Origin of the sequence: Microbacterium testaceum (genome assembly GCF_020781835.1) — a bacterium.
In the GTDB taxonomy this organism is placed as follows: Bacteria; Actinomycetota; Actinomycetes; order Actinomycetales; family Microbacteriaceae; genus Microbacterium; species Microbacterium testaceum_H.
This window is the reverse complement of record NZ_JAJGNJ010000007.1, coordinates 69,738-91,775: the sequence shown is the minus strand read 5'-3', so window position 1 is coordinate 91,775 and position 22,038 is coordinate 69,738. Positions and strand designations below refer to the sequence as shown.

22 protein-coding genes are annotated in these 22,038 nt (G+C 70.4%); 11 read left to right on the top strand and 11 right to left on the bottom strand.

Going from position 1 to position 22,038, the window contains the following annotated elements; translation table 11 throughout:
- Positions 1 to 37: 37 nt before the first annotated feature.
- Complete coding sequence (locus tag LL239_RS11605; protein WP_228163594.1) at positions 38 to 1,495, bottom strand: sugar porter family MFS transporter; 1,458 nt, start codon at positions 1,493 to 1,495, stop codon at positions 38 to 40.
- Positions 1,496 to 1,552: 57 nt separating this feature from the next.
- On the opposite strand from LL239_RS11605, the gene rsmA reads away from it, so the two are divergent.
- Both rsmA and LL239_RS11595 read left to right on the top strand, forming a co-directional pair.
- A complete protein-coding gene (rsmA, locus tag LL239_RS11600; protein WP_228163593.1) occupies positions 1,553 to 2,392 on the top strand; it encodes a 16S rRNA (adenine(1518)-N(6)/adenine(1519)-N(6))-dimethyltransferase RsmA in 840 nt (279 codons plus the stop codon).
- 192 nt (positions 2,393 to 2,584) lie between these two features.
- Entirely contained in the window at positions 2,585 to 3,520 is a 936-nt protein-coding gene (locus LL239_RS11595) for a phosphodiesterase (RefSeq protein WP_228163592.1), read from the top strand.
- Here the strand turns inward: LL239_RS11595 and LL239_RS11590 are convergent.
- Positions 3,471 to 5,051, bottom strand: coding sequence for a stealth family protein (locus LL239_RS11590; protein ID WP_228163591.1), 1,581 nt, complete (start codon positions 5,049 to 5,051; stop codon positions 3,471 to 3,473). The genes LL239_RS11595 and LL239_RS11590 overlap by 50 nt on opposite strands.
- Before the next feature lie 243 nt (positions 5,052 to 5,294).
- On the opposite strand from LL239_RS11590, the gene LL239_RS11585 reads away from it, so the two are divergent.
- From LL239_RS11585 to LL239_RS11560, 6 genes are all read left to right on the top strand, one after another.
- Complete coding sequence (locus LL239_RS11585; protein WP_228163590.1) at positions 5,295 to 6,227, top strand: 4-(cytidine 5'-diphospho)-2-C-methyl-D-erythritol kinase; 933 nt, start codon at positions 5,295 to 5,297, stop codon at positions 6,225 to 6,227.
- Between the two features lie 136 nt (positions 6,228 to 6,363).
- Entirely contained in the window at positions 6,364 to 6,666 is a 303-nt protein-coding gene (locus tag LL239_RS11580; RefSeq protein WP_228163589.1) for a DUF427 domain-containing protein, read from the top strand.
- Positions 6,667 to 6,679: 13 nt separating this feature from the next.
- Complete coding sequence (locus LL239_RS11575; RefSeq protein ID WP_228163588.1) at positions 6,680 to 7,504, top strand: ABC transporter ATP-binding protein; 825 nt, start codon at positions 6,680 to 6,682, stop codon at positions 7,502 to 7,504.
- Entirely contained in the window at positions 7,501 to 8,181 is a 681-nt protein-coding gene (locus LL239_RS11570) for an ABC transporter permease (protein ID WP_228163587.1), read from the top strand. Before LL239_RS11575 ends, LL239_RS11570 begins: the two co-directional genes overlap by 4 nt.
- The gene (locus LL239_RS11565) at positions 8,178 to 8,939 is read left to right on the top strand and encodes an ABC transporter permease (protein WP_228163586.1); all 762 of its coding nucleotides are present in this window, start codon (positions 8,178 to 8,180) and stop codon (positions 8,937 to 8,939) included. The genes LL239_RS11570 and LL239_RS11565 overlap by 4 nt, the downstream gene beginning before the upstream one ends.
- A gap of 34 nt (positions 8,940 to 8,973) precedes the next feature.
- Complete coding sequence (locus LL239_RS11560) at positions 8,974 to 9,885, top strand: ABC transporter substrate-binding protein (RefSeq protein WP_228163585.1); 912 nt, start codon at positions 8,974 to 8,976, stop codon at positions 9,883 to 9,885.
- Positions 9,886 to 10,042: 157 nt separating this feature from the next.
- On the opposite strand, the gene LL239_RS11555 is transcribed toward LL239_RS11560, so the two are convergent.
- Positions 10,043 to 10,837: a response regulator transcription factor gene (locus LL239_RS11555; protein WP_228163584.1), complete on the bottom strand. Its 795-nt coding sequence runs from the start codon at positions 10,835 to 10,837 to the stop codon at positions 10,043 to 10,045.
- A 242-nt stretch (positions 10,838 to 11,079) separates the two neighbouring features.
- Between LL239_RS11555 and LL239_RS11550 the strand changes: the two genes are divergently transcribed.
- From LL239_RS11550 to LL239_RS11540, 3 genes are read left to right on the top strand one after another with little or no spacing between them, the layout of a single operon-like run.
- Positions 11,080 to 12,744: a GspE/PulE family protein gene (locus LL239_RS11550; RefSeq protein WP_228163583.1), complete on the top strand. Its 1,665-nt coding sequence runs from the start codon at positions 11,080 to 11,082 to the stop codon at positions 12,742 to 12,744.
- On the top strand, positions 12,731 to 13,951 hold the full coding sequence (locus LL239_RS11545; protein WP_228163582.1) for a type IV pilus twitching motility protein PilT: 1,221 nt from the start codon (positions 12,731 to 12,733) through the stop codon (positions 13,949 to 13,951). The genes LL239_RS11550 and LL239_RS11545 overlap by 14 nt, the downstream gene beginning before the upstream one ends.
- A 1-nt stretch (position 13,952) precedes the next feature.
- The gene (locus LL239_RS11540; protein WP_228163581.1) at positions 13,953 to 15,182 is read left to right on the top strand and encodes a type II secretion system F family protein; all 1,230 of its coding nucleotides are present in this window, start codon (positions 13,953 to 13,955) and stop codon (positions 15,180 to 15,182) included.
- Positions 15,183 to 15,217: 35 nt separating this feature from the next.
- Here the strand turns inward: LL239_RS11540 and LL239_RS11535 are convergent, their stop codons facing one another.
- From LL239_RS11535 to LL239_RS18045, 8 genes are all read right to left on the bottom strand, one after another.
- Positions 15,218 to 15,898, bottom strand: a complete 681-nt coding sequence (locus LL239_RS11535; protein WP_228163580.1) for a hypothetical protein — start codon at positions 15,896 to 15,898, stop codon at positions 15,218 to 15,220.
- Positions 15,895 to 16,551 carry a hypothetical protein gene (locus tag LL239_RS11530; RefSeq protein WP_228163579.1) on the bottom strand — a complete coding sequence of 219 codons (657 nt, stop codon included), beginning with the start codon at positions 16,549 to 16,551 and terminating at the stop codon, positions 15,895 to 15,897. The genes LL239_RS11535 and LL239_RS11530 overlap by 4 nt, the downstream gene beginning before the upstream one ends.
- Positions 16,548 to 17,684 carry a type IV pilus biogenesis protein PilM gene (gene pilM, locus LL239_RS11525; protein ID WP_228163578.1) on the bottom strand — a complete coding sequence of 379 codons (1,137 nt, stop codon included), beginning with the start codon at positions 17,682 to 17,684 and terminating at the stop codon, positions 16,548 to 16,550. The genes LL239_RS11530 and pilM overlap by 4 nt, the downstream gene beginning before the upstream one ends.
- 22 nt (positions 17,685 to 17,706) lie before the next feature.
- A complete protein-coding gene (locus LL239_RS11520; protein WP_228163577.1) occupies positions 17,707 to 18,537 on the bottom strand; it encodes a prepilin peptidase in 831 nt (276 codons plus the stop codon).
- Positions 18,534 to 20,141: a hypothetical protein gene (locus tag LL239_RS11515; RefSeq protein ID WP_228163576.1), complete on the bottom strand. Its 1,608-nt coding sequence runs from the start codon at positions 20,139 to 20,141 to the stop codon at positions 18,534 to 18,536. Before LL239_RS11515 ends, LL239_RS11520 begins: the two co-directional genes overlap by 4 nt.
- A complete protein-coding gene (locus tag LL239_RS11510; RefSeq protein ID WP_228163575.1) occupies positions 20,138 to 20,779 on the bottom strand; it encodes a hypothetical protein in 642 nt (213 codons plus the stop codon). The genes LL239_RS11515 and LL239_RS11510 overlap by 4 nt, the downstream gene beginning before the upstream one ends.
- Positions 20,776 to 21,192 carry a type IV pilus modification PilV family protein gene (locus LL239_RS11505; protein ID WP_228163574.1) on the bottom strand — a complete coding sequence of 139 codons (417 nt, stop codon included), beginning with the start codon at positions 21,190 to 21,192 and terminating at the stop codon, positions 20,776 to 20,778. Before LL239_RS11505 ends, LL239_RS11510 begins: the two co-directional genes overlap by 4 nt.
- Before the next feature lie 86 nt (positions 21,193 to 21,278).
- Positions 21,279 to 21,668: a prepilin-type N-terminal cleavage/methylation domain-containing protein gene (locus LL239_RS18045; protein WP_308218577.1), complete on the bottom strand. Its 390-nt coding sequence runs from the start codon at positions 21,666 to 21,668 to the stop codon at positions 21,279 to 21,281.
- Positions 21,669 to 22,038: the final 370 nt, after the last annotated feature.

Sequence of the window (22,038 nt, the reverse complement as noted above, 5' to 3'; positions counted from 1 at the left end):
CCGGCACCCTTCCGGGCGCCGGCCGTCGTCGCTGTCGTCAGGCCTTCGTCTTGGGCTTTCGCACGAACAGCGTCTCGGTCTGCTCGAGCTCCATGCCCTTGGTCTCGGGGATCTTCCACATGACGAACACGAACGACAGCGCGGCGAAGAACGCGTAAGCGCCGTACGTGATCGTCAGCGACCAGTCCGCGAGGGCGGGGAAGGTCCACGACACCAGGAAGTTCGCGAGCCACTGCGCGCCCGCGGCGACGCCGAGCGCCTTGCCGCGGATGCGGCTGGGGAAGATCTCACCCAGCAGCACCCACACCAGCGGGCCCCACGAGGCGCCGAAGCCGACGACGAACAGGTTCGCGGCCACGAGGGCGACCGGGCCCCACGCGCCGGGGAGCGAGACGTCCTGACCCGAACCCGTGGCGAAGGAGAAGGCCAGCGCCATCGCTCCGAGCGACAGGGTCATGAGGGCCGAACCCACCAGCAGCAGGGGCTTGCGACCGACGCGGTCGACCAGCCAGATCGCGATGAGGGTCACCAGCACGTTCGTGACGGAGGTGATGACACCGATGAGCAGCGAGTTGCTCTCGTCGAAGCCGACCGCGCGCCACAGGCTCGTGGAGTAGTAGAAGATGACGTTGATCCCGACGAACTGCTGGAACACCGACAGGATGATGCCGATCCACACGATCGGCTGCAGGCCGAGAGCGGGGCCCGCGAGGGAGGCACCCTTGTTCTTCCGATCGGTCTCGATGGCGGTGGTGAGGTCTTTGACGGTCTTCTCGAGGTCGGCCGGCGGCACCAGGCGGGCGAAGATCGCGCGGGCCTCGTCCGTGCGGCCGCGCGAGAGCAGGAAGCGCGGCGACTCGGGCATCGTGAAGGCGAGGAAGCCGTACACGGCGGCCGGGATGACGCCGATCAGGAACATCCAGCGCCAGGCGTCCAGCCCCCACCACAGCATGTTGTCGGCGCTGCCGCCCGCGGCGGCCACGAGCAGGGCGTTGCTCAGCAGGGCGGCGAAGATGCCGAGCGTGATCGCGAGCTGCTGGAGTGACGCCAGGCTGCCGCGGATCTGGCGCGGCGCCACCTCGGCGATGTAGGCGGGGGCCACGACCGAGGCGATGCCGATGCCGAGGCCGCCGAGGATGCGCCAGACGATGAGGTCGGGGACGCTGAAGGTGAGGGCCGATCCGACGGAGGAGATGAGGAACAGTGCGCTGCCGACGATCATCACCTTCAGGCGGCCGTAGCGGTCGGACAGCGCCCCGGCGGCGATGGCGCCGACGGCGCAGCCGATCAGCGCGATGGCGACCACGAAGCCGGTGAGGATCGGCTCCTTGGTGTAGTCCGACTCGATCGAGCGGACCGCGCCGTTGATCACCGACGAGTCGAAGCCGAAGAGGAACCCGCCGACCGCGGCGGCGATCGAGAGGACGACCGCTCGCCGCCCGTAGGGGCTGCGAAGGGTGAAGGCGTTGGCGGGTATCGACTGCGTCTGGCTCACCCGCCCACGTTACTGCTCGCAGCGGGCGATGGCGCGGAGGCTGGTTACAGTGGAACAATGCCCGTTTCGCTGCTCGGTGCCGCCGAGATCCGCCGGCTCGCCGCCGACCTCGACGTCACACCGACGAAGAAGCTGGGCCAGAACTTCGTCGTCGACGCCAACACGGTCCGCAAGATCGTGCAGGCCGCGGGCGTCTCGGCATCCGATCGGGTGGTCGAGATCGGACCCGGGCTCGGATCGCTGACGCTGGCGATCCTCGAGACCGGCGCGTCGGTCGTCGCCGTCGAGATCGACCACCGCCTGGCTGCACGGCTACCCGAGACCGCGGCCGCCCACGGCGTGTCGTCCGATCGTCTGACCGTCATCGACGCCGACGCCCTGCAGGTGCGCGACCTGCCCGGCGAGCCCGAGGTGCTGGTGGCGAACCTGCCCTACAACGTCTCCGTCCCGGTGCTGCTGCACTTCCTCGAGACGTTCCCGTTCCTGCAGCGCGGCGTCGTCATGGTGCAGGCCGAGGTGGGCGAGCGCCTCGCGGCTCCGCCGGGATCGAAGGTGTACGGCGCCCCGAGCGTCAAAGCCGCGTGGTATGGGCCGTGGCGCTTGGCCGGGACGGTCTCGCGCCAGGTGTTCTGGCCCGTGCCCAACGTCGACAGTGTGCTCGTCGGTTTCGACCGGGATGCCGAGCCCCGCGGAGGCGAGGAGCTTCGGCGCCGCACGTTCGCCCTCGTGGATGCGGCCTTCCAGCAGCGTCGCAAGATGCTTCGGCAGGCGCTGGCCGGCGTGCTCGGCGGCTCGGCCGCCGCTGCGTCGGAGGCGCTGGAGCGCGCAAGTGTGGATCCGACCCTGCGTGGCGAGCAGCTCTCGATCGACGACTTCGTGCGGATCGCCGCCGGCTGAGACCGCTCCGCGTGAGCGGCTCGTCCCGAAAGCGCACGGGTGTGCCGCGACGACGCATCGAGGCGGCTCCGCCGGGGAGCGGAGTTCTTGTCGTGTTCATCACGCGTTCGCGAAACATGCCTGTAACATTTCTCCCCAGCCGGGAGCATCACGCCGGTCAAAGGTCGCACCCGACGACCCGAAGGGAACGAGATGCGCTACGCCGAATATCCGCGCGCCGAACGCGTGCTGCTGCACCTGAGCGACACCCACCTGCGCGCCGGCGCGGCCCCGCTGTACGACCGCGTCGACTCCGAGGCGTACCTCGTCCAGGCGGTCGCGGCGATCGAGGCATCCGGGATCCGTCCCGACGGCCTGATCTTCACCGGCGACCTCGCCGACTTCGGTGAAGGCGACGCGTACGCTCGCGTGCGGGCGATCGTCGAGCCCGCGGCCGCTCGCCTGGGGGCTCCGGTCATCTGGGTCATGGGCAACCACGACGACCGGGCGACGTTCCGTTCCCACCTGCTCCCCGGCGACGAGGGCGATCCCGAGGCGCCCGTCGACCGCGTGGACGAGCTCAACGGCCTCCGCGTCGTGACCCTCGACACCTCAGTACCCGGCCGTCACCACGGCGAGGTCACCGCCGCCCAGCGCGAGTGGCTCGCCGACGTGCTCTCCGTCCCGGCGCCGCTGGGCACCATCCTCGCCATGCACCACCCGCCGGTGCCGAGCGTCCTTGACCTCGCCGCGACCGTCGAGCTGCGTGATCAGCGTCTGCTGGCCGACGTGCTCCGCGGCAGCGACGTGCGCACGATCCTCGCGGGTCATCTCCACTACTCGACGTTCGCCACGTTCGCGGGGATCCCGGTGTCGGTGGCGTCCGCCACGTGCTACACGCAGGACCTCATGGTCCCCGTCGGCGGGACGCGCCCGCAGGACGGCGCACAGGGGTTCAACCTCGTGCACGTCTACGACGAGACGATCGTGCACTCGGTCGTGCCCGTGGGCACCGCCGAGGTGCTGCAGTACGTCGATGCCGCCGAGTCCCAGGAGCGTCTGCGGTCGGCCGGCATCGCCGTGCCGACGAGCGTGCAGCTCAGCGGGCGGGTGTCGCCGCCGACGACGCCGCTGCCGATCCTGCGCTGACCGTCTGCTTCTCCCACGGCGCCGGCACGGGGAAGTAGCGCTCCAGGCACGCGCGGAGAGCGGGCACGCGGACCTCCTCGGGGATCTCGGGCACGCTGCCGTCGTTCAGGCAGAACATGTCGGTGTCGCGGCGCGAGACGAGACGCTCCATGCGCCGCAGCGCGTCCAGCTGCGTCGTCTGCACGTACCGCGTGCGCGGCTCGGTCGTGATGACCGCGCGCCCCGTGGCCAGGGCGTAGTAGTGGTACAGGCTGTTGGTCACGGAGATGTCGGTCGCCGAGCGGAACCGGCTCGCGGCCGTACGCGCGTAGTCGTCGGCGAACTCACGCTCGAGCTCGTACGCGACCGAGCGACGCAGGGGTGTCGCACAGTGCTCGAGGTCGAGCGTGATGACGCGGCCGAAGCGCTCCTTCAGCAGCGCGCGATTGACGCGCAGCCCGTTGTCGTGACCGGAGCGGTCGACGTGGGCGGGACCGCTGCCGATGCGGATGCCGCTCTCGACGAAGCGGCTGATGCCGGCTCCGCTGAAGAACAGCTCGGGGGTGACGGGCCGGCCGAAGAACATGTCGTCGTTGCTGTACAGGAAATGCTCGGCCAGGCCCGGGATGCGGTGCAGCTGCGCTTCGACGGCGTGCGAGTTGTGGGTGGGGAGCACCGACGGGTCGGCGAAGAACTCCTCGCTGCGCACGATCGTGACCTTCGGGTGATCCGCGAGCCACCCGGGGGTGGGGGAGTCGGTCGCGATGAAGATGCGGCGCACCCACGGGGCGTACATGTGAACGCTGCGCAGGGCGTAACGCAGCTCGTCGACCTGACGGTATCGGGCGGCGTTGTCGTCGCCGTCGCCGACGACGTACCCCTTCATGCGTGCGGCGCGTTGGCGCTGGAACTCGCTGGAGGAACCGTCCACCCACGAGAAGACCATGTCGACGTCTTCGGTGAACTCGTTCGGGTGCGGGTCGAACATGCCCGCGACCGTGCGCCAGCGCCGGCCGTAGCGCTCGACCTCGACGACGTCCAGGTCGGCGGCGGCGAAGGTGCGGCGCGTCAGGGCGCTCGAGCGCGGGGCCTCGATCGTCTTGGTGCCGAAGCGCCATAGCTCCAGGCGCGGCGCCAGCGCCGCGCCGTACCGGTAGGAGCCCTCGGTCGACGTGCGCGGCCGGAAGACGGCGTAGGCCTCCACCGCGTTGCGGCTCGGTGCGACGCTGTGCGCCGGCACGGGGTCCTCGCCGCGGGCCTTGAGATACACGGGCCCCAGGTCGGGATCGCGCAACGCCGCGAGGGCGGCCTCGGCGTGCGCGGTGTCGACGACGAGCTTCGGTCGGCGGTTGGCATCCCGCACCAACATCACCGCGACCCCGGCGCCCTCGATCGCCGCGGCGACCGTGAGCAGGTCGTCCCGCTCGGCGTCGGCGGGGGTGCGCGTGTCGTCGACGACGTGCAGGATGCCGTCGACCATGCGGATGTCGGACCGGGAGAGGAGGGCGCGCCACGGGTCGGTCTCGAAAGAAAGAGGGACCATCGATCGCATACTGTGCCTCCTCGGGGGGTGGTGGGGACGGTTCGTACACCGTAGGGAGCCGGCGTTACGTCCGCGTTTCGGCGACGGCGCCGAACGGCGGGGGGTGGGGCACTACTGTCGAAGAGTGACTGAGATCGCCCGTTCCGGACCGGCCGCCCTCGACCCGTCGTCAGCGGGCCGGACGACGTCGGACCGACGTTCCAGTCTCGCACATGGCGCGGTGTCCGGGGCCCCTGTCCGATGGGCTCGTCCATGAGCGCCCACGCGCCCGCGCCGGTCCGCGTGCGCGCCCCCGGGAAGATCAACGTCTTCCTCGAGGTGGGCGACGTCGCCGACGACGGCTACCACGAGGTGGCCACGGCGTACCAGGCGGTCTCGCTCTACGAAGAGGTCACCGCCACGGCGGCCGACGGCATCACGATCGAGATCGCGGGGACCTCGACGGTCGACGTCGAAGGCGTCCCCACCGACGAGCGCAATCTCGCCGTGCGCGCCGCCCGACTGCTCGCGCGGGTCGCGGGGGTCGAGCAGGGTGCGCACCTCTCGGTCCACAAGGCCGTCCCCGTCGCCGGGGGCATGGGCGGCGGGTCCGCCGACGCCGCGGCGGCTCTCGTGGCGTGCGACGCCCTGTGGGGGATCGGGATGCCGACGGCAGAGCTCGCGCGTCTGGCGGCGCAGCTGGGCGCGGACGTGCCGTTCGCCCTGCTGGGCGGGACGGCGGTCGGCACGGGCCGGGGCGACGAACTGAGCCCCGCCCTGGCATCCGGTCGGTTCGACTGGGTCCTCGTCCCCAACGACGTGGGGTTGTCGACCCCCGTGGTCTACGGCGAGCTCGATGCGCACCGCGAGCGGCACGCGGTGGACATCGGTCCCGCCCCGCGCGTCCCCGCCGTCGACCCGGACGTGCTGCATGCGATCCGCCAGGGTGATGCACGCATGCTCGCCGCCACCGTCCGCAACGATCTGCAGGCGCCCGCGCTGCACCTGCGTCCCGATCTCGCGCGCGTCCTCGAGCGCGGCGAGCGTGCCGGCGCTCTGGCCGGACTCGTGTCCGGGTCGGGGCCGACCCTGGCCTTCCTGGCCGCCGACGAGACCGCCGCCATCGATCTGCAGGTCACGCTCAGCGCCGCCGGCCATCACGCGGTGCGCGTGCACGGGCCCGTCGCGGGCGCGCGTGTGGTCTGACCGCCCCGCACCATAGCCCAGGTCGTCACACGCGGCAATCTGCCCCTTCGTGTCGGAGCCCCTCGCTAGCCTCGATCGAGGTGGTCACGCACCGGCGGGCGCCGTGCCCGCGAGCGACCACGGAAGGGGAACTCCCATGAAGGCAGTACTCGACGGCGTGGTGATCGCCGAAGCCGATCGTGACGACCTCGTCTCCATCGAGGGCAACTGGTACTTCCCGCCGAGCGCCGTGCGCGAGGGCGCTCTCTCGCAGAGCCCGACCCCGTACACGTGCCCGTGGAAGGGTGCGGCCCAGTACTGGAACGTCTCCCACGACGGTGCGGAACTGCCCGACGGCGCATGGTCCTACCCGGATCTGCGCCCCGGCGCGGTCGACCGCGTCGGCACCGACTTCGCCGGATACGTCGCGTTCGACCGGAAGGTCGTGGTCTCCGACTGAGTCGGGCACGCGCATGATCGAGTTCTCGACCGTCTCGAAGGTCTTCCCCGGCGGTACCCGCGCCGTGGACGACTTCAGTCTCGTCATCCCCTCTCGCAAGACCACGGTCTTCGTGGGGTCCTCCGGGTGCGGCAAGACGACGCTGCTGCGCATGATCAACCGCATGGTCGAGCCGTCGGCCGGCACGATCGCGATCGACGGCGACGACATCGCCTCGCGGCCGCCCGTGCAGCTGCGGCGCAGCATCGGCTACGTGATGCAGAACTCCGGTCTGCTGCCGCACTTCACCGTCGCCGAGAACATCGCCACCGTCCCGGTCCTGCAGGGCGAGAACCGCAAGAAGTCCCGCGCACGCGCACTCGAGCTCATGGAGACCGTGGGCCTGGACACGGCGATGGCCGACCGCTACCCGAGCCAGCTCTCGGGCGGGCAGCAGCAGCGTGTCGGGGTGGCGCGCGGCCTCGCGGCCGACCCCAACATCCTGCTGATGGACGAGCCGTTCGGTGCGGTCGACCCGATCGTCCGGGACGAACTGCAGCAGGAGCTCCTCCGCCTCCAGAACGACATCGGCAAGACGATCGTCTTCGTCACTCACGACATCGACGAGGCCTTCCTGCTGGGCGATCAGGTCGTGCTGCTCGAGAAGGGCGCGCGTGTCGCCCAGGTGGGTGCGCCGAGCGAGATCATCGAGAACCCCGCGAACGACTTCGTCGCCAGCTTCATCGGTGCGGTCAAGGGCAAGCGCGCCCTCCGCCTCAAGAAGACGGAGCGCGGCACAGTCGTGGTGGATGCCGAGGGGCGCACGCAGGGCGCTCTCGTGGAGGAGCCGCGCCCGTGACCTGGGTCTGGAACAACCTCGACCTCATCGGCGAGCTGACCCTCGTGCATCTGCGCCAGAGTCTCATCGCACTCGTCGCGGGCTTCCTGCTGAGCATCCCGCTCGGATGGGTCGCGTGGCGCTATCGGCTCGTACGCAGCGGTGTCATCACGATCACCGGCTTGCTGTACACGATCCCCTCGCTGGCGCTGCTCATCCTGCTCCCGGTCGTCACGGGCTGGTACTCGATCGTCAGCGAGACGAACCTCATCGTCGCTCTGGCGATCTACGCGGTCGCCATCCTCGTGCGGGCGGTCGCCGACGGGCTCGACTCCGTCGACGCGGGGGTGCGCCAGGCCTCCACGGCCGTCGGGTACGGTTCATTCCGCCGTTTCTGGGCGGTGGAGTTCCCCCTCGCCGGTCCCGTGATCCTCGCGGGGCTGCGCGTCGCCTCCGCGAGCACCATCGCCCTCGCCACCGTCGGCATCCTGGTCGGCATCCAGAACATCGGATACCTCTTCACGAACGGCCTTCAGCGCCGCATCATCCCCGAGGTGTTCGCCGGAGTCATCGCCGTCGTCGTCCTCGCCCTCCTCATCGACCTGCTGCTGGTGATCCTGGGTCGCCTCCTCATGCCGTGGACGCGCCGGGTCACGACGCGGGCGCGTCGCACGAGCCGGACGGCGGTGGCCGCATGAACCTCATCGGCGACGCGATCGGCTGGATCTTCTCGGGTGACCCGGGTCGGGGATTCGACGCCATTCCCCTCGCCATCGCCGTGCAACTGCTCTACACCGTGATCTCCGTGGTGATCGCCGCCGCGATCGCCATCCCGCTGGGCTGGTACATCGGCCACACCGGCAAAGGACGCGAGATCGCGGTGGCGGTGTCCGGTGCCGCCCGCGCCATCCCGTCCTTCGGTCTTCTCATCCTGCTGACCCTGCTCCTGGGCGTGCTGCACAAGCCCGAGGCCGCCGTCATCTCGTTCGTCGTCCTGGCGATCCCGTCGCTCCTGGCCGGCGCCTACACGGGCTTCGAGGCCATCGATCGCCGTGTGCTCGACGCGGGTCGGTCGATGGGCATGACCGAGTCGCAGATCCTGTGGCGCATCGAGGTGCCGCTCGGGCTGCCCCTGCTCGTCGGCGGACTCCGCGCCGCGACCCTGCAGGTGCTGGCGACCGTGACGATCGCGGCCTACATCGGCCTCGGCGGTCTCGGTCAGTACATCATCGCGGCGATCCCGCTGCGTCGGTTCGACATCCTGATCGGGGGAGCGATCCTGGTCGCCGTGCTCGCGCTCGTGATCGACGGGCTGTTCGCCCTGCTCCAGCATCTCGTCGTGCCCCGGGGCATCCGAGCCGCCGGTGCCGCCTCCCCGCGCACCCGGTCGGCGCGCGAGCGCCGCGCCGAGGCCATCGCGGTCGGTGCCCCCGCCGCCCCTCCCACGACCTCCTGACTCACCCGACTCCCACCACCAGAAAGAGGAACCCATGTTCACAGCACGAACTCGCAAGGGTCTCGGCGTCTTCGCCGGACTCGCGGTCGCCTCGCTCGCCCTCGCCGGCTGCGGCGGATCGAGCGACCCCCTCAGCGACGGCGGTGACGCCAGCGCTTCCGCCGACGAGATCGTCGTCGGCTCGCAGGCGTACTTCTCGAACGAGATCATCGCCGAGATCTACGCTCAGGCCCTCGAGAACGCCGGGCTCACGGTCAAGCGCCAGTTCCAGATCGGCCAGCGCGACGCCTACATCCCGCTGCTGGAGGACGGCACCATCACCGTGTTCCCGGAGTACAGCGGCAACCTGCTGCAGTTCTTCGACGAAGAGACCACCGCCCGCACGGCCGACGAGGTCTACGCGGCTCTGCCCGACGCCCTGCCCGAGGGCCTCGAGGTGCTCGACCAGTCCTCGGCGACCGACCAGGACTCGTACACCGTGACCGCGGCCTTCGCCGAGGCCAACGGCCTGACCACGATCGCCGACCTGTCGAAGGTCACCACGGGCCTGACCCTCGGCGGCAACGCCGAGCTGGCCGAGCGGCCCTACGGCCCCGAGGGGCTGAAGGCGACGTACGGGGTGGATGTGCAGTTCTCGCCCACCGGCGAGACGACCGTCGACGACCTCGTCGCCGGCACCATCCAGGTCGCGAACGTCTACACGGCCGACCCGCGCATCCAGACCGACGACCTCGTCACCCTGGAAGACCCCGAGGGACTCTTCCTCGCGTCCAACGTCGTGCCCGTGGTCAACTCCGCCGTGGCGGGAGAGGTCTCTGAGGTCCTGAACAAGGTCTCCGCCGCTCTCACCCCCGAGGGGCTCGTGGAGCTCAACGTGAAGTCGACCGTCGACCAGGAGTCGCCGGAAGACATCGCGAGTGCCTGGCTCGCCGAGAACAACCTCTGAGCCGCAGTCGCACCAGCGGGGCCGTCCGGATTCCCGGGCGGCCCCGCTTGCTGCGTGGCGGCTCTGACCCGCGGCATCCGCGGTCGAGCCGCGGTCCCCGGATGTCGCCGGCGAGGGGCGGATGCCGGGCCGTGCGGGGTGTCGGTGGACGGGCGGGTCAGCCGGCGGCGGCTTCCAGCAACCGCGTCGCCGCTGCGATCGGCGCGAGGCGGTAGCCGAACCCGCGGACGGTCTCGACGCACTGCGGCGCTCGCGGGTCGTCGGCGAGCTTGCGGCGCAGGTTCATGATGTGCACCTCGACCGCGTGCCGGTCGTGCGCGGTGATGTGAGCACCGCTGAGCCCGTTCGACTCGCGCAGCATGAGCGCGAGCGACGACTTGCTGAACACCTGATCGCGGGCGCGCATGAAGGTGTGGAGGAGGTCGAACTCCGACCGAGTCAGCTCGACGTCCCTCCCGGCGACCTCGACACGGCGGGAGCCGGGCCACAGTCGGACGGAGCCGTGGGTCAGCATGTCGGACTCGGCCACGACGGGAGCCGCCGTCTGCAGCACCCGTGAGCGTCGCATGATCGCATCGATGCGCGCCCGGAGCGCATAGGGGCCGTACGGCTTCACGATGTAGTCGTCCGAGCCGGCGCGGAACGCCTCGACGGCGGCGGACTCGGAGTCGTCGTCGGAGAGCATCATGACGAACGCGTCCGAGAATGCGCGCAGACGTCGCGTCGTCTCGAACCCGTCGATGCCGGGCAGTTCGAGCGACAGCACCACGAGGTCGGGCTGATGCCGCTGCGTGAGCGCCACCCCGGTGAATCCGTCGGATGCCTCGCGGACGGTGAATCCCTGCTGGCGGAGCGATGTCACGAGGGCGAGAGCGTGATCGGGGTCGTGATCGATCACGATCGCGGACCTGGCGTGGGGGTCCGACAGCGGGTGTGCGGCGATGGGGCGCATGCGGGAGTGTCTTTCGTCGCTGGGGCGGGCGTCCGTTGGGGGGTCGGACGTCGATCGTCCGATTTCCTGGACGATGCACTCGAGATGATGAGTAGATTCTCATTTTTCTCAGAATTCTCATAATTCACACGCATTCACGCCGACAAAGAATTCTTCAGTTTTCGCTCAGGTCGCACAGGGTCGACTCAGCATCGACTCCTGGGTACGCGCGCGCGGTGCGCGCGTGTCTACCGTTGGTCGGCATGAGAGGTATCGCGCAGACCCTGGTGCTCACCGGCACCTTGCGCGCCTCGGAACTCTCCGGCCTGCTTGCGGAGCACGGCGAGACGGACGCCTTCCTGAATCTGCTGGTCGAGCAAGGGCTGGTGACGCCCACGCAGCTGGGCGAGACCGTCGCCCGGCACACCGGCCACCGCTTCGTCGACATCGGCTCCGCCCAGCTCGACCCGAACGTCGTCGGGCTCGTCCCGGGCGGGCTCTGCCGCAAGTACCGCGTGCTGCCGATCGAGCGCACCGGGGACCGCATCGTGTTGGCGATGGTCAATCCGACCGACATCATCGCCCTGGATGACGTGGCCACGCTCACCGACCTCCGGGTCGACCCCGTCGTGGTCGCGGAGGACGCCCTGCGGTCGGCGTTCCAACGGTACGTCCGCTCCGACGAGGAACTCTCCGACCTCTCCGCGACGCTCGAGGAGAGCGCTGCGACCGAAGTGTCCCAGACCGAGGACATCGAAGATCAGGACAGCGACGCGCCGATCGTCCGGTTCGTCAACCTGCTGATCACCCAGGCGATCGACGACCGCGCCAGCGACATCCACGTCGAACCCGGTGAGTCGCACCTCACCGTCCGCTACCGGATCGACGGGGTGCTCCATGAGATGCAGCGCGCCGACCGCACCATCCAGGACGGCGTCATCTCGCGGCTGAAGATCATGGCGTCGATAGACATCGCCGAGCGACGGCGCCCGCAGGACGGCCGCCTGTCGGTCACCCACGCCGGCCGCAAGATCGACCTCCGCGTCGCGACGCTTCCCACCGTCTGGGGCGAGAAGATCGTCATGCGCATCCTCGACAACACCGGTGTGAGCCTCTCCCTGTCCGACCTGCAGATGGGACGAGGCAACCTGACGCGTTTTCGCACCGCCATCACCCGCCCCCACGGCATGGTGCTGGTCACCGGGCCGACCGGGTCGGGCAAGTCGACGACGCTCTACACCGCGCTCCGAGAGGTCGCGAACCCCGCCGTCAACGTCATCACGGTCGAAGACCCGGTGGAGTACCGCATCCCGGGGATCAATCAGGTGCAGGTCAACGCGAAGGCCGGTCTCACCTTCCAGTCCGCGCTGCGCAGCATCCTCCGCTCCGATCCCGACATCGTGCTCGTCGGAGAGATCCGCGACAGCGAGACGGCCATCATCTCCATCGAGGCGGCGCTCACCGGTCACCTCGTGCTCTCGACGCTGCACACCAACGACGCCCCCGGCGCGGTCGCGCGCCTGACCGAGATCGGCGCGGAGCCCTACCTCGTGGCGACCGCCCTCTCCGCAGTGGTCGCGCAGCGTCTCGGGCGGCGGCTCTGCACCTCCTGCCGGCAGCCGTATCGCGAGGACGCCGCCGTACTGACGCGCCTCGGCATCCCCTACGACCCGTCCGACCCGCCGGTGCTGTTCCGCGCCGCCGGGTGCCCCGCATGCTCCGGCACCGGCTACCGCGGCCGCGTCGGACTGCACGAGGTCATGGCGATGACGGACGAGCTCGAAACCCTCGTGGTCACCCAGGCGTCGGGCACCCGGCTGCGCGAGCTCGCCCTGGCGCAGGGCATGACGACCCTTCGCGACGACGGCTGGAGCAAAGTGCTCGAAGGACTCACCACGATCGAGGAGGTGCTGCGTGTCACGGTCTGAGATGCGCCTGCAGGCGGCCGCTGCCGCGACGACCGATGCCGCATGGACGTCGACGGAACCGGCGGTGGGGCTGCTCGACGCCATCCTCCGGTCCTCGGCGGCGGCGGGTGCGTCGGACACGCACTTCTCGGCGGACGGACCTGCCCTGCAGCGGCTCGACGGATCGCTCACGCCTGTCGCCGGCCACCCCGGCCCGATTCCCGGCGCGGTGCTCCTGGACGAGCTGCTCGCGATGATGGGCCCCTCGCACCGTGAGGACTACCGGTCCACCGGCGAGGTGGATCTCTCGTACACCGTCACGGGAGTCGGGCGGTTCCGCGTGAACGTGTTCCGTCAGCTCGGTCAGGTCGCGGCGGCGTTCCGCCTCATCGCCTCCCGTGCGTTCACGCTGGACGAACTCGGCGCCCCCACGATCGCCCGCGAGCTCGCACTGCGACCCCGGGGGCTGGTGCTCGTGACCGGGCCCACCGGGTCGGGCAAGTCGACGACGCTCACGGCGATGATCGACATCATCAACGAGACCAAGAGCGACCACATCGTCACCGTCGAGGACCCCATCGAGTTCGTCCACACGAGCAAGCGGTCGCTGGTCCACCAGCGCGAAGTCGGCGCCGACACGCGGTCGTTCGCCGAAGCCCTGCGACGGGTGCTGCGTCAGGACCCCGACGTGATCCTCATCGGCGAGCTCCGCGACCCGGAATCGATCTCCACCGCGCTCACCGCGGCCGAGACTGGCCACCTCGTGCTCTCGACGCTGCACACTCAGGGTGCCGCGAAGAGCATCAACCGCATCGTCGATGCGTTCCCTGCGCACCAGCAGAACCAGGTGCGCAGCCAGCTGGGTGACACCCTTCAGGGCGTCATCAGCCAGACGCTGCTCCCCAAGGCGCAGGGCGGCGGTCGCGTCATCGCCACCGAGGTGCTCGTGTCGACGCCGGCCGTCGCGAATCTCATCCGCGAGAACCAGATCTCCCAGCTCTACAACGCGATGCAGGCCGGTGACGGTCATGGCATGCACACGCTGGACCAGTCGTTGAAGCGCCTCGTCGAGGAGGGCGAGGTGGCCGCATCCACCGCCCGCCACTACCTCACCGACGACCACGCGCTCGACGACGTCCGGGTGCGGCCCCGCGACTACGACGCCGAAGCGTGGCTGTCCGCCGGGTCGACCCCGGGCGTCGCCGTGGCCGACGACTGGAACGTGTGACATGCCTCTCGAGGAATATCAGTGGCGGGCCGTCAGCGCGCTCGGTGGCGAGACCAAGGGCACCCTCGAGGCGGCCAGTGAGAACGCGGTCGTCGCGAAGCTTCGTGCGCAGGGGCTGATGCCGCTGAGCGTGGCACCGGTGTCGACGACCGGCCTGAACCGCGAGATCTCCGTCCCCGGTTTCGAGAAGCGGGTCGCCACGAAGGATCTCGCCGTGTTCGCGAAGCAGTTCGCGGGGCTCATCCACGCCGGCCTGCCGCTCATGCGGGCCCTCGCGATCATCGCGGATCAGACCGAGAACGCCAAGCTCGCCAAGGCGCTCGTCGCCGTCCAGGTCGACATCGAGTCGGGTCGCTCGTTCTCGGCTGCGCTCGCCGAGCACCCGAAAGTCTTCCCGCCGCTGCTGGTGAGCCTGGTGAGTGTCGGCGAAGTGGGCGGATTCCTCGCCGAGTCGCTCGACGCGATCGCCCGCTCCTACCGCGCCGATGTCGACCTGCAGCAGAAGATCAAGTCGGCCATGACCTACCCGATCATCGTCCTGGTCATCGCGATCGTCGGCGTCATCGCGATGATCGCGTTCGTCGTGCCGGTGTTCGAGAGCATGTTCGCGAGCATGGGCGGTGAGCTGCCGCTGCCGACGCAGATCCTCGTCGTGCTTTCGCGGAACATGGCCTGGATCATCCCCGTGCTGGTCCTCCTGACCATCGCCGGAACGATCGGGTACCAGCACGTCAAGAACACCGACCGGTTCCGGGGCGTGGTCGACCCGTTCCTGCTGAGGATGCCGGTCTTCGGGTCGCTCGTCACGAAGATCGCGGTCGCGCGGTTCGCCCGCAATCTCTCCATGATGCTCAAAGCGGGCGTCCCGCTCATGCAGGCGCTGGATCTCGTCGGCAAGGCGGCGAACAACAAGGCGGTCGAGGACGCGCTGCAGAGCGTCCGCGAGTCGGTGCGGCTGGGGCGTTCGTTCTCTGCGCCGCTCGAGAAGGCCGGGGTCTTCCCCCCGCTGGTCGCCCAGATGGTCTCTGTCGGCGAGGAGTCGGGCTCGCTGCCCGACATGCTCGAGAGCATCGCCGACTTCTACGAGACCGAGGTGAACGCGGCATCCGAGCAGCTGACCAGCATGATCGAGCCCATCATGATGACCGTGCTCGGTCTGCTGATCGGCGGCATGGTGGTGGCGCTCTACATGCCGATGTTCACGATGTACGACCAGCTCGGCGCGCAGTAGCGACGGACGGTGCAGCGGCTCGTCTGCGCTGCAGGTCAGGGATGGAAGAACACCTGTACCGTGGCGGTGAGCGACACCCCGTCCTCGTCGCTCTGCACGGTGGCGCCGGTGACGGCGACCAGGCGAGGGCCGGCCCGCAGCGCATCGAGCAGCGCGGTGGCGGTGGCGACGTCCGCGGCATCGAACTCGACCGTCACGGTCACCTGCTGGGGGCCGTCGGCGGCGTCCTCCTCCGGCGCCGCCGGCTCCGCGGCGGCCTCGTCGACGGGCGGGTCGTCCTCGGCCGAACCCTCGCCGTCACCCGCGTCAGGATCGGATGCCGCCGGTGCGAGCTCGACGCCGGTCTCGGCGGCGACCACCGCGGCGGTCCGCGGGGCGAAGGCGGTGGCTTCGGCGGGCCGCACGGCGGTCAGGGTCGCGCCCGCTGCGCGCGCGGCGTCGACGGCCAGCTCGACTACGTCCTCCACGTGCTCGGAATCGGGCAACTCGCGTCGTAGCTCGGCGAGCTCACGCTCGACGACGTCGATCTCGGCGGACTGCGCGGTCAGGCCGTCGAGCACCGCCTGCTGGGTGCCGTTCTGCGTCGCCACGTCGTCCGCCGACGCCATGGTCGCGTTCGCCGTCGACAGGAGCGGCAGCGCGCACACCAGCACGCCCAAGAGCAGGATGCCGGCGGTCACTGCCGCGCCGATGAGGTTGACGAGGCTCTTGGTCACGATTCCGCTCCTTCCTCAGCGAAGTCGCCGGTGTAGACCGACTGGTCGACGTTGATGCGGAGGCGGTACTCGTAGTCTGGCGCGTCATCTTCTTTGATGAGCTCGTCGACCTCTATCAGCTGGATCTCCGGCGCCCCGCGGAGGGTGCGGGACAGCGTGACGAACGACAGCGGCTCCACACTGGTCACCGTGACGGTGCCGCTGGCACCGGGGGCGTCCGGCGTCGCGACGTCGGGGACCGGTCCCGCGACAAGCGCGTAGTCGATGATCTGCACGCCGGCGGGCAGTCGGGACCCGACCGTCGCCACGACGGCGGTCCAGGAGAGGTCGCCCGCCATCGCGTCGATGCGCAGACCCCGCAGCGTGCCGCGCAGCGACAGCGCCCGGCTGACGTCGGAGAGGTCGGCGATGCTCGCGAGCAGCGCCTGCGTGCGCGCCCGCTCGGTGGCGAGACGCATGTCGGCCGAGAGGTTGTACGCGAACGCGCCGCCCACCATGACCACCGTCACCAGCAGAGCGCCGACCGCGGCTGTCGCCCACGTCCGGGCGCGGGCGATCGTCTCGCGTCGCCGCACCTCGGACGGCGGCAGCAGATCGACCCGGGGGGAGGTTCCGATGGTGAGCGTCGGGGTGCGCGTGGTCCGCAGGCTCATCGTCCGACTCCGTGTTTGCCTGGCCGGCGCGCCGTCGGCGGTGGGGTGTCGCGCAGCAGCGACGCGACACCGGCGAGACGGAGGTCGACGTCGGCCGATAGCGCGAACCCGCGCGGCGGGCCGACGAGCTCGGTCGCGCCGACGACCGTGACGGGCGTCTCGGTGACCCGACCCACGGCCTCGCGCAGGCGTTCGTGATCAGCGTGGATGCCGGTCACGAAGGTCCGCTCGACGGGGACCGCGTCGAGGCGGTCGCGGTAGAACCCGACCGTGCCGCGGAGCCGACCGACGAGGTCGATGAGGGCGGCCTGCACCTCGGGATGCAGACGGGGCGTGGGTGCGACGACGGGAAGCGGCAGGGCCGGCGTGACCGGCGTCTCGAGGACCGCGACACCGCGCTCGTCGACGCCCGCACCGGCGAGGCGGAGCAAGCGGCGCGACGCCGGGGGATCTCCGCTGTCGTCGGCGCCGCCATCCGTCAGGACCGCCGGTTCGCCCGGCGGCGGCACGATGTCGATCGGTACGGCGCGGACGAATCGCGGCATGCCGCCGGTCGCGATGACGATGTGGGTCGTGTGTTCGCCGGTCGCGAGGATCAGCCCGGTCTCGTCCGGTTCGGTGAGCGCGGCGAGGGCTCGGGCGTAGCCGAACGCGGTGAGGTCGATCGAGGTGGCACGCAGCTTCGCCTTCTCGAGCGCGCCGACGAGCTCCTCCATGTGCTCGGCGACGGCCGCGACGAGCAGCCCGTGCACGCCGCGCTCGTCCTGGTGGGTCGGGACGAAGTCGAGCACGGCCTGATCCACCGGGACGGGGAGCCGGTCCTGCACCTCGAACGGCAGCGATTGCCGGATGTGGTCGGGGTTCGTCAGCTGTGTGGAGTGCTCGCGCACGAGGATGCGGCGGTTGCCCACGCCCAGGACGACATCACGCGTCGAGATCCGCGCGTCGGCCCACAGCCGTTGCAGTGCCATGGCGACGGCGCTGCGGTCGAGCACCTCGGAGTCCCTCGCGGCACCCTCGGGCAGCGGCACCTCTCCCGCGGTCACGATGGTCGGGTTCCTGCCGGTGGTCACCTCGATCGCGCGCACGCTCGTCTCGGTGATCTCCAGCGCCACCCGGGTCTTCTTCGCCATCAGCACACCTCCGCGAGACACATCAGCCGACCCCGGCCAGGGCGAGGTACGACCTGCCGAGCGCGTCGCCGGCGACGACGCCGACCCATGCGCCCGCCACGATCCAGGGACCGAACGCGATCGCCGACCGCCGGCCGGCTCGGCCGCGCAGCAGGAGGGCGACGCCGAACACGCCGCCGAGCGCGAACGCCGCGAACGCGCCGACCACGAGCGGCATCCACCCGATCCACCCGAGCATGAGGCCGCATACCGCGGCGAGGCGCACGTCGCCGCCGCCCATCCCATCGGGGCGGATCGCGCGCAGCAGCCCGTAGAACGCGAAGAGGCCTGCGGCCCCGACCCCGGCGCGCAGCAGCGCCTGCCCGTCCGCGCCGAGCGCGCACGCGAGCGTCAGGAGCCCGGCGCAGACGCCGAGGGCGGTGCCGGTGATCGCGTGCGGCAGCCGGCGGATCTCCAGGTCGATGACGACGAGGACGACGCCGGATGCCGCGAACCACAGGTACGCCGCGAGCACGGCCAGTCGCGCCGCGAGCGGTGTCGCGGTGATAGCCGGCATGGCATCCGGTGCGTTGAGCCACCACAGCGCGACGAGGGCGAACGCGACGCCGGTCGCGAGTTCGACGAGCGGATACCGGAACGGGATGTCGCTGCGGCACGACGCGCACCGGCCGCGCAGTGCGAGCCACGACAGCACGGGCACGTTCTGCCACCAGCGGATGGGGGCGTCGCACGCCGGGCAGCGGCTTTCGCGCAGGAGCGTCTCACCGGCCGGCACGCGGTACGCGACGACGTTGAGGAACGAGCCGATCGCGAGGCCCAGGATGCCGATGAACGAGACGACCAGGGCGGTCACGGGGTCACGTCCCGCCGGGAGAGGAGGTCGCCGAGCGCATAGTCGCCGGTCTCGACGATCACGGGCGTGCCGCCGTAGCCGCCGTCGGGCGGCGCCATGCCGGGAAGGCTCATCAACTCGCCCTTGATGGTGATCTGACCGCCGGAGTTGAACCCGTTCGTGTACAGCGAGCCGAGCAGCACGCCGCCACCGGACACCGACAGGCGACAGGGGGTGTAGATGAGCGACCGCACGTTCTCGAGGTTGGCGCCGTTGGTGTCGAAGCTGGTGGCCGTGGCACCGAGGGGACAGGTGGGTTTGCCGTCCGCCACAGTGTCTTCGGTGACGAAGTAGACCTTCGGGTTCGCGCCCGCGGCCGAACGCATCGTCAGGCCGGTCGTGTTGAACTTCTTGGCCAGCAGCACCACGTTCGTCGCCTGGATGCTCGGCGCGGGATTGCCGCCGGCGTTGGAGGTGAGCTCGTCGCACGCGCGGCCGTCGACGACGACGGTGCCGGTGTAGGTGGCGAGGTCCTTCCAGCCCTGGTTCGCGTACGTGCCGTTGTTGGCGTTGAAGTACCGGCACGAATCGGTCGACATCGTGCGCACGTTGCGGAGCGTGATCACCGCGGCTCCGGGCCAATCGGATGTGCGATACGCGTAGTCGTACCAGCCGGGGAGGGACGGCGGGGGCACCGAGGGGATGGTGTCGCTGTGCACGACCCCGCCCTGGATGCTGCCGCCGTTGACGGAGGGCGTGTTCCCCGCGGGGAGTGTGACGCTGCCGGCGACCGTGCGGTCGTTCACCGTGACGGCCCCCTTCGCCGTGGCGTCGGCCCGGAACGGTGCGCCGCTCCACAGCAGGTCGAGGGGGCCGTTGACCTTCACGGCGGACAGCGGTGCGCCCGCCATCCCGACCGTGGAGTTGATCTTCGACACGCCCGTGCCGGCGGCGATGATGTCGCCGGTCACCGTGGTCGCGCCGCCGTCGAAGGTCACGGTGCCCCCCGCGTACAGGTCGCCCGAGATGTTGCACCCGTCGGTCGAAGTGACATCGCCCCCGACGAGGAGGTTGCCGGGGATCGTGAGGCGGCATCCGAACGGCCCCTTGACCGAGACGATCTGCGGCTCGTTCTCACCGTGCGCGAGGAGGGTGACCTGACCCATCGTCGACCCCTCGTACAGGACCAGACCGACGGGGGTGAGGGAGGGGTCCACCTGCTCGATCGTCTCGGGCTCGATCCCGTACACGGCCTGCACCGTCGTGCTCGACGCGTCCGTGGTGCCCGTCGAGGTGAATGTGACGGTGTCTCCCGCGCACTCGACCGTCACGCTGTAGGTCGCGCCGCCCCCGCTGCCGGGGATGTCGTCGTCCGGGACCGACGTGTCGCAGATGTCGCCGCCCTTCACGGCCGCGACGGCTGCGGCGATGCCCGCGTCGGCGGCGGACTGCGCCTGGAGGCTGCCCCGCACCCCGACCGAGGTGCGGGTCGTGTTGACGACGGCGGCCGACAGGGTCACGGTGACGAGCCCGAGGACCAGAGCCACGATGATGACCGTGACGAGGGCGGCGCCGCGGTCGTCACCGCGATCGTCGTCGGCCGCCCGTGGGCGATGGTGGCTCACCAGCATCGTGCGCCCGCCCCCTCGCTGCGCGCGGCGACGGCGGCGGATCCCGTGACGCTCGACGTGCTGGCGTCGGTGAGCCGTGGTTGCTCGGATGCCGTCACCTCGAGGCTCCACGTCACGCGGACGAGGTCGCTGGCGGGGTCGGCGGAGGCGGCGACGGCGAACAGGGCGGCGTCCGGCCCCGCGGCGACCCGATCGGCGAGCACGCCCCACGACGTCGCCGGCTGCGGTACCGGGTCGGTCGCGCCGAGCGGCCCATGGGTGTGCAGGCGCAGCTCGGGCGTGCCATCGGCGTCGAGGTCGCCGACGGCCCAGGCGCGGCACTGCCACGACGACGCGCCGTCCGCGAGGCGCGCGCGCAGCACGGTGAGGTCGCTCGCGCTCTGGAGGTCGACGTCCGCCGCGTTGCGCAGACTCGTCGAGAGCGAGGTGCTCACGGCCTGCACCCGGCCGGTGGCCAGATCGCGGTCGCGGGTCGCGGCGGTCGCCTGGAGGGTGGTGGTGAGGATCGTCGCGACGAGCGCGAGCACGATCGAGCCGACGAAGGTCGTGATGAGGAGCTCGACGAGCGAGAGACCGGCGTCGTCCGCCGCGGCGGTGGTGCGCGGGGCGGCGGCTCTCGGAGCGGGGCTCATGGCGCAGTCACGACGATCTTGGTGGCCATCGTGACGAGCACGGCGGTGGGGTCGGATGCCGCGGTGTCGCGCACGTCGACGGTGACGGTCAGCGCAGCGGGGAAGTCGGCGGGGCAGGGCTCGACGGTGATGGTCGCGGCGAGCGGCTCGGCGAGCTCGCCGGTCGGCGTCGCCTCCGACAGCGAGCCGCACGAGTTGGCGCCGCCGTCGGGGAAGTCGGTGCGCAGCGCGGCGAGCTCGGCCGAGGCGGCGGCGTTCGCCGCGACCGCCTCGCGGTTGCCCGCGCTGAGCGTCGTCGCCTGGATGGCGAGGGGGAGGATCGCCATCGCGATGACGGCGAAGAGCAGCATCGCCACGACGACCTCGATGAGGCCGAAGCCGTCGTCGAGGTCGTCGTCGCGCGTGCCGGTCATGCGGTCGTCCTTCGGGGGGATCGGACGGGGGATGCCGGGCCGACGGCTGGGAAGCGTCGGCCCGGCTGGTGTGTGGGGCGGGGTGGTTAGCTTGCGGTGGGCGCAGGGGTGGCATCATCGCAGGTGGGGCCCGATTTCTCGGTGATACCCTCGCCATTCGTTGCCGTTACGCAGAAGTCATCAAGAGTGTTGCCCTCCAGGCTCAGCTCGATGCCCCCATCTTCGAGGTTGTTCAGCGAGTCCGAGGTGACCGTCTCACCGTTCGCAATCGCGGCGGCGACCTGCGACGCACCGTTTGCGGCAGCCGTCTTCACGCTGTTCTCTTCAGCGTTGTCCTGCAGGCCGAGGAAAACGGGCACCGCGATGAGGGCAAGCACGCCGAGGATCACGACGACGACGATGAGCTCGATGAGTGAGAAGCCGGACTCACCGGTCTCCTCCTTGCGACGCTTGAGGGCGTCCAGGTAGTTCTTCATGTTTTCTCCGATGAGTCGATACGGGTGCGGCGCCGGCGGACTGGGGAGCGGGAACGCCACGGCATCCACTGTCGCCAGCGCACTTCAGGTCTTCGGTAGCCGGGCGTTCAGTGCTCGCTCAGGTCTTGCTCAGCCGGAGCTCGCGTCGATCAACGCCGTTCAGCTCGACGGGAGCCCGAACCGCTCGCCGGCGATATCGCGCAGCCTCTCCGACGACCTCCGTCGGTCCTCCGCGCATGTGGTGAGGCGGGCGCCCGGTGGTGCCTCGGATCGGGCGGGCGTCGTCGGGCGTGCCCCTGTCGCCGCGACGACCGGGCGATCGTTGTCCTCCGGGGCGCGAGGCGCGCGTGACGCTCACCCGCCAACCGTG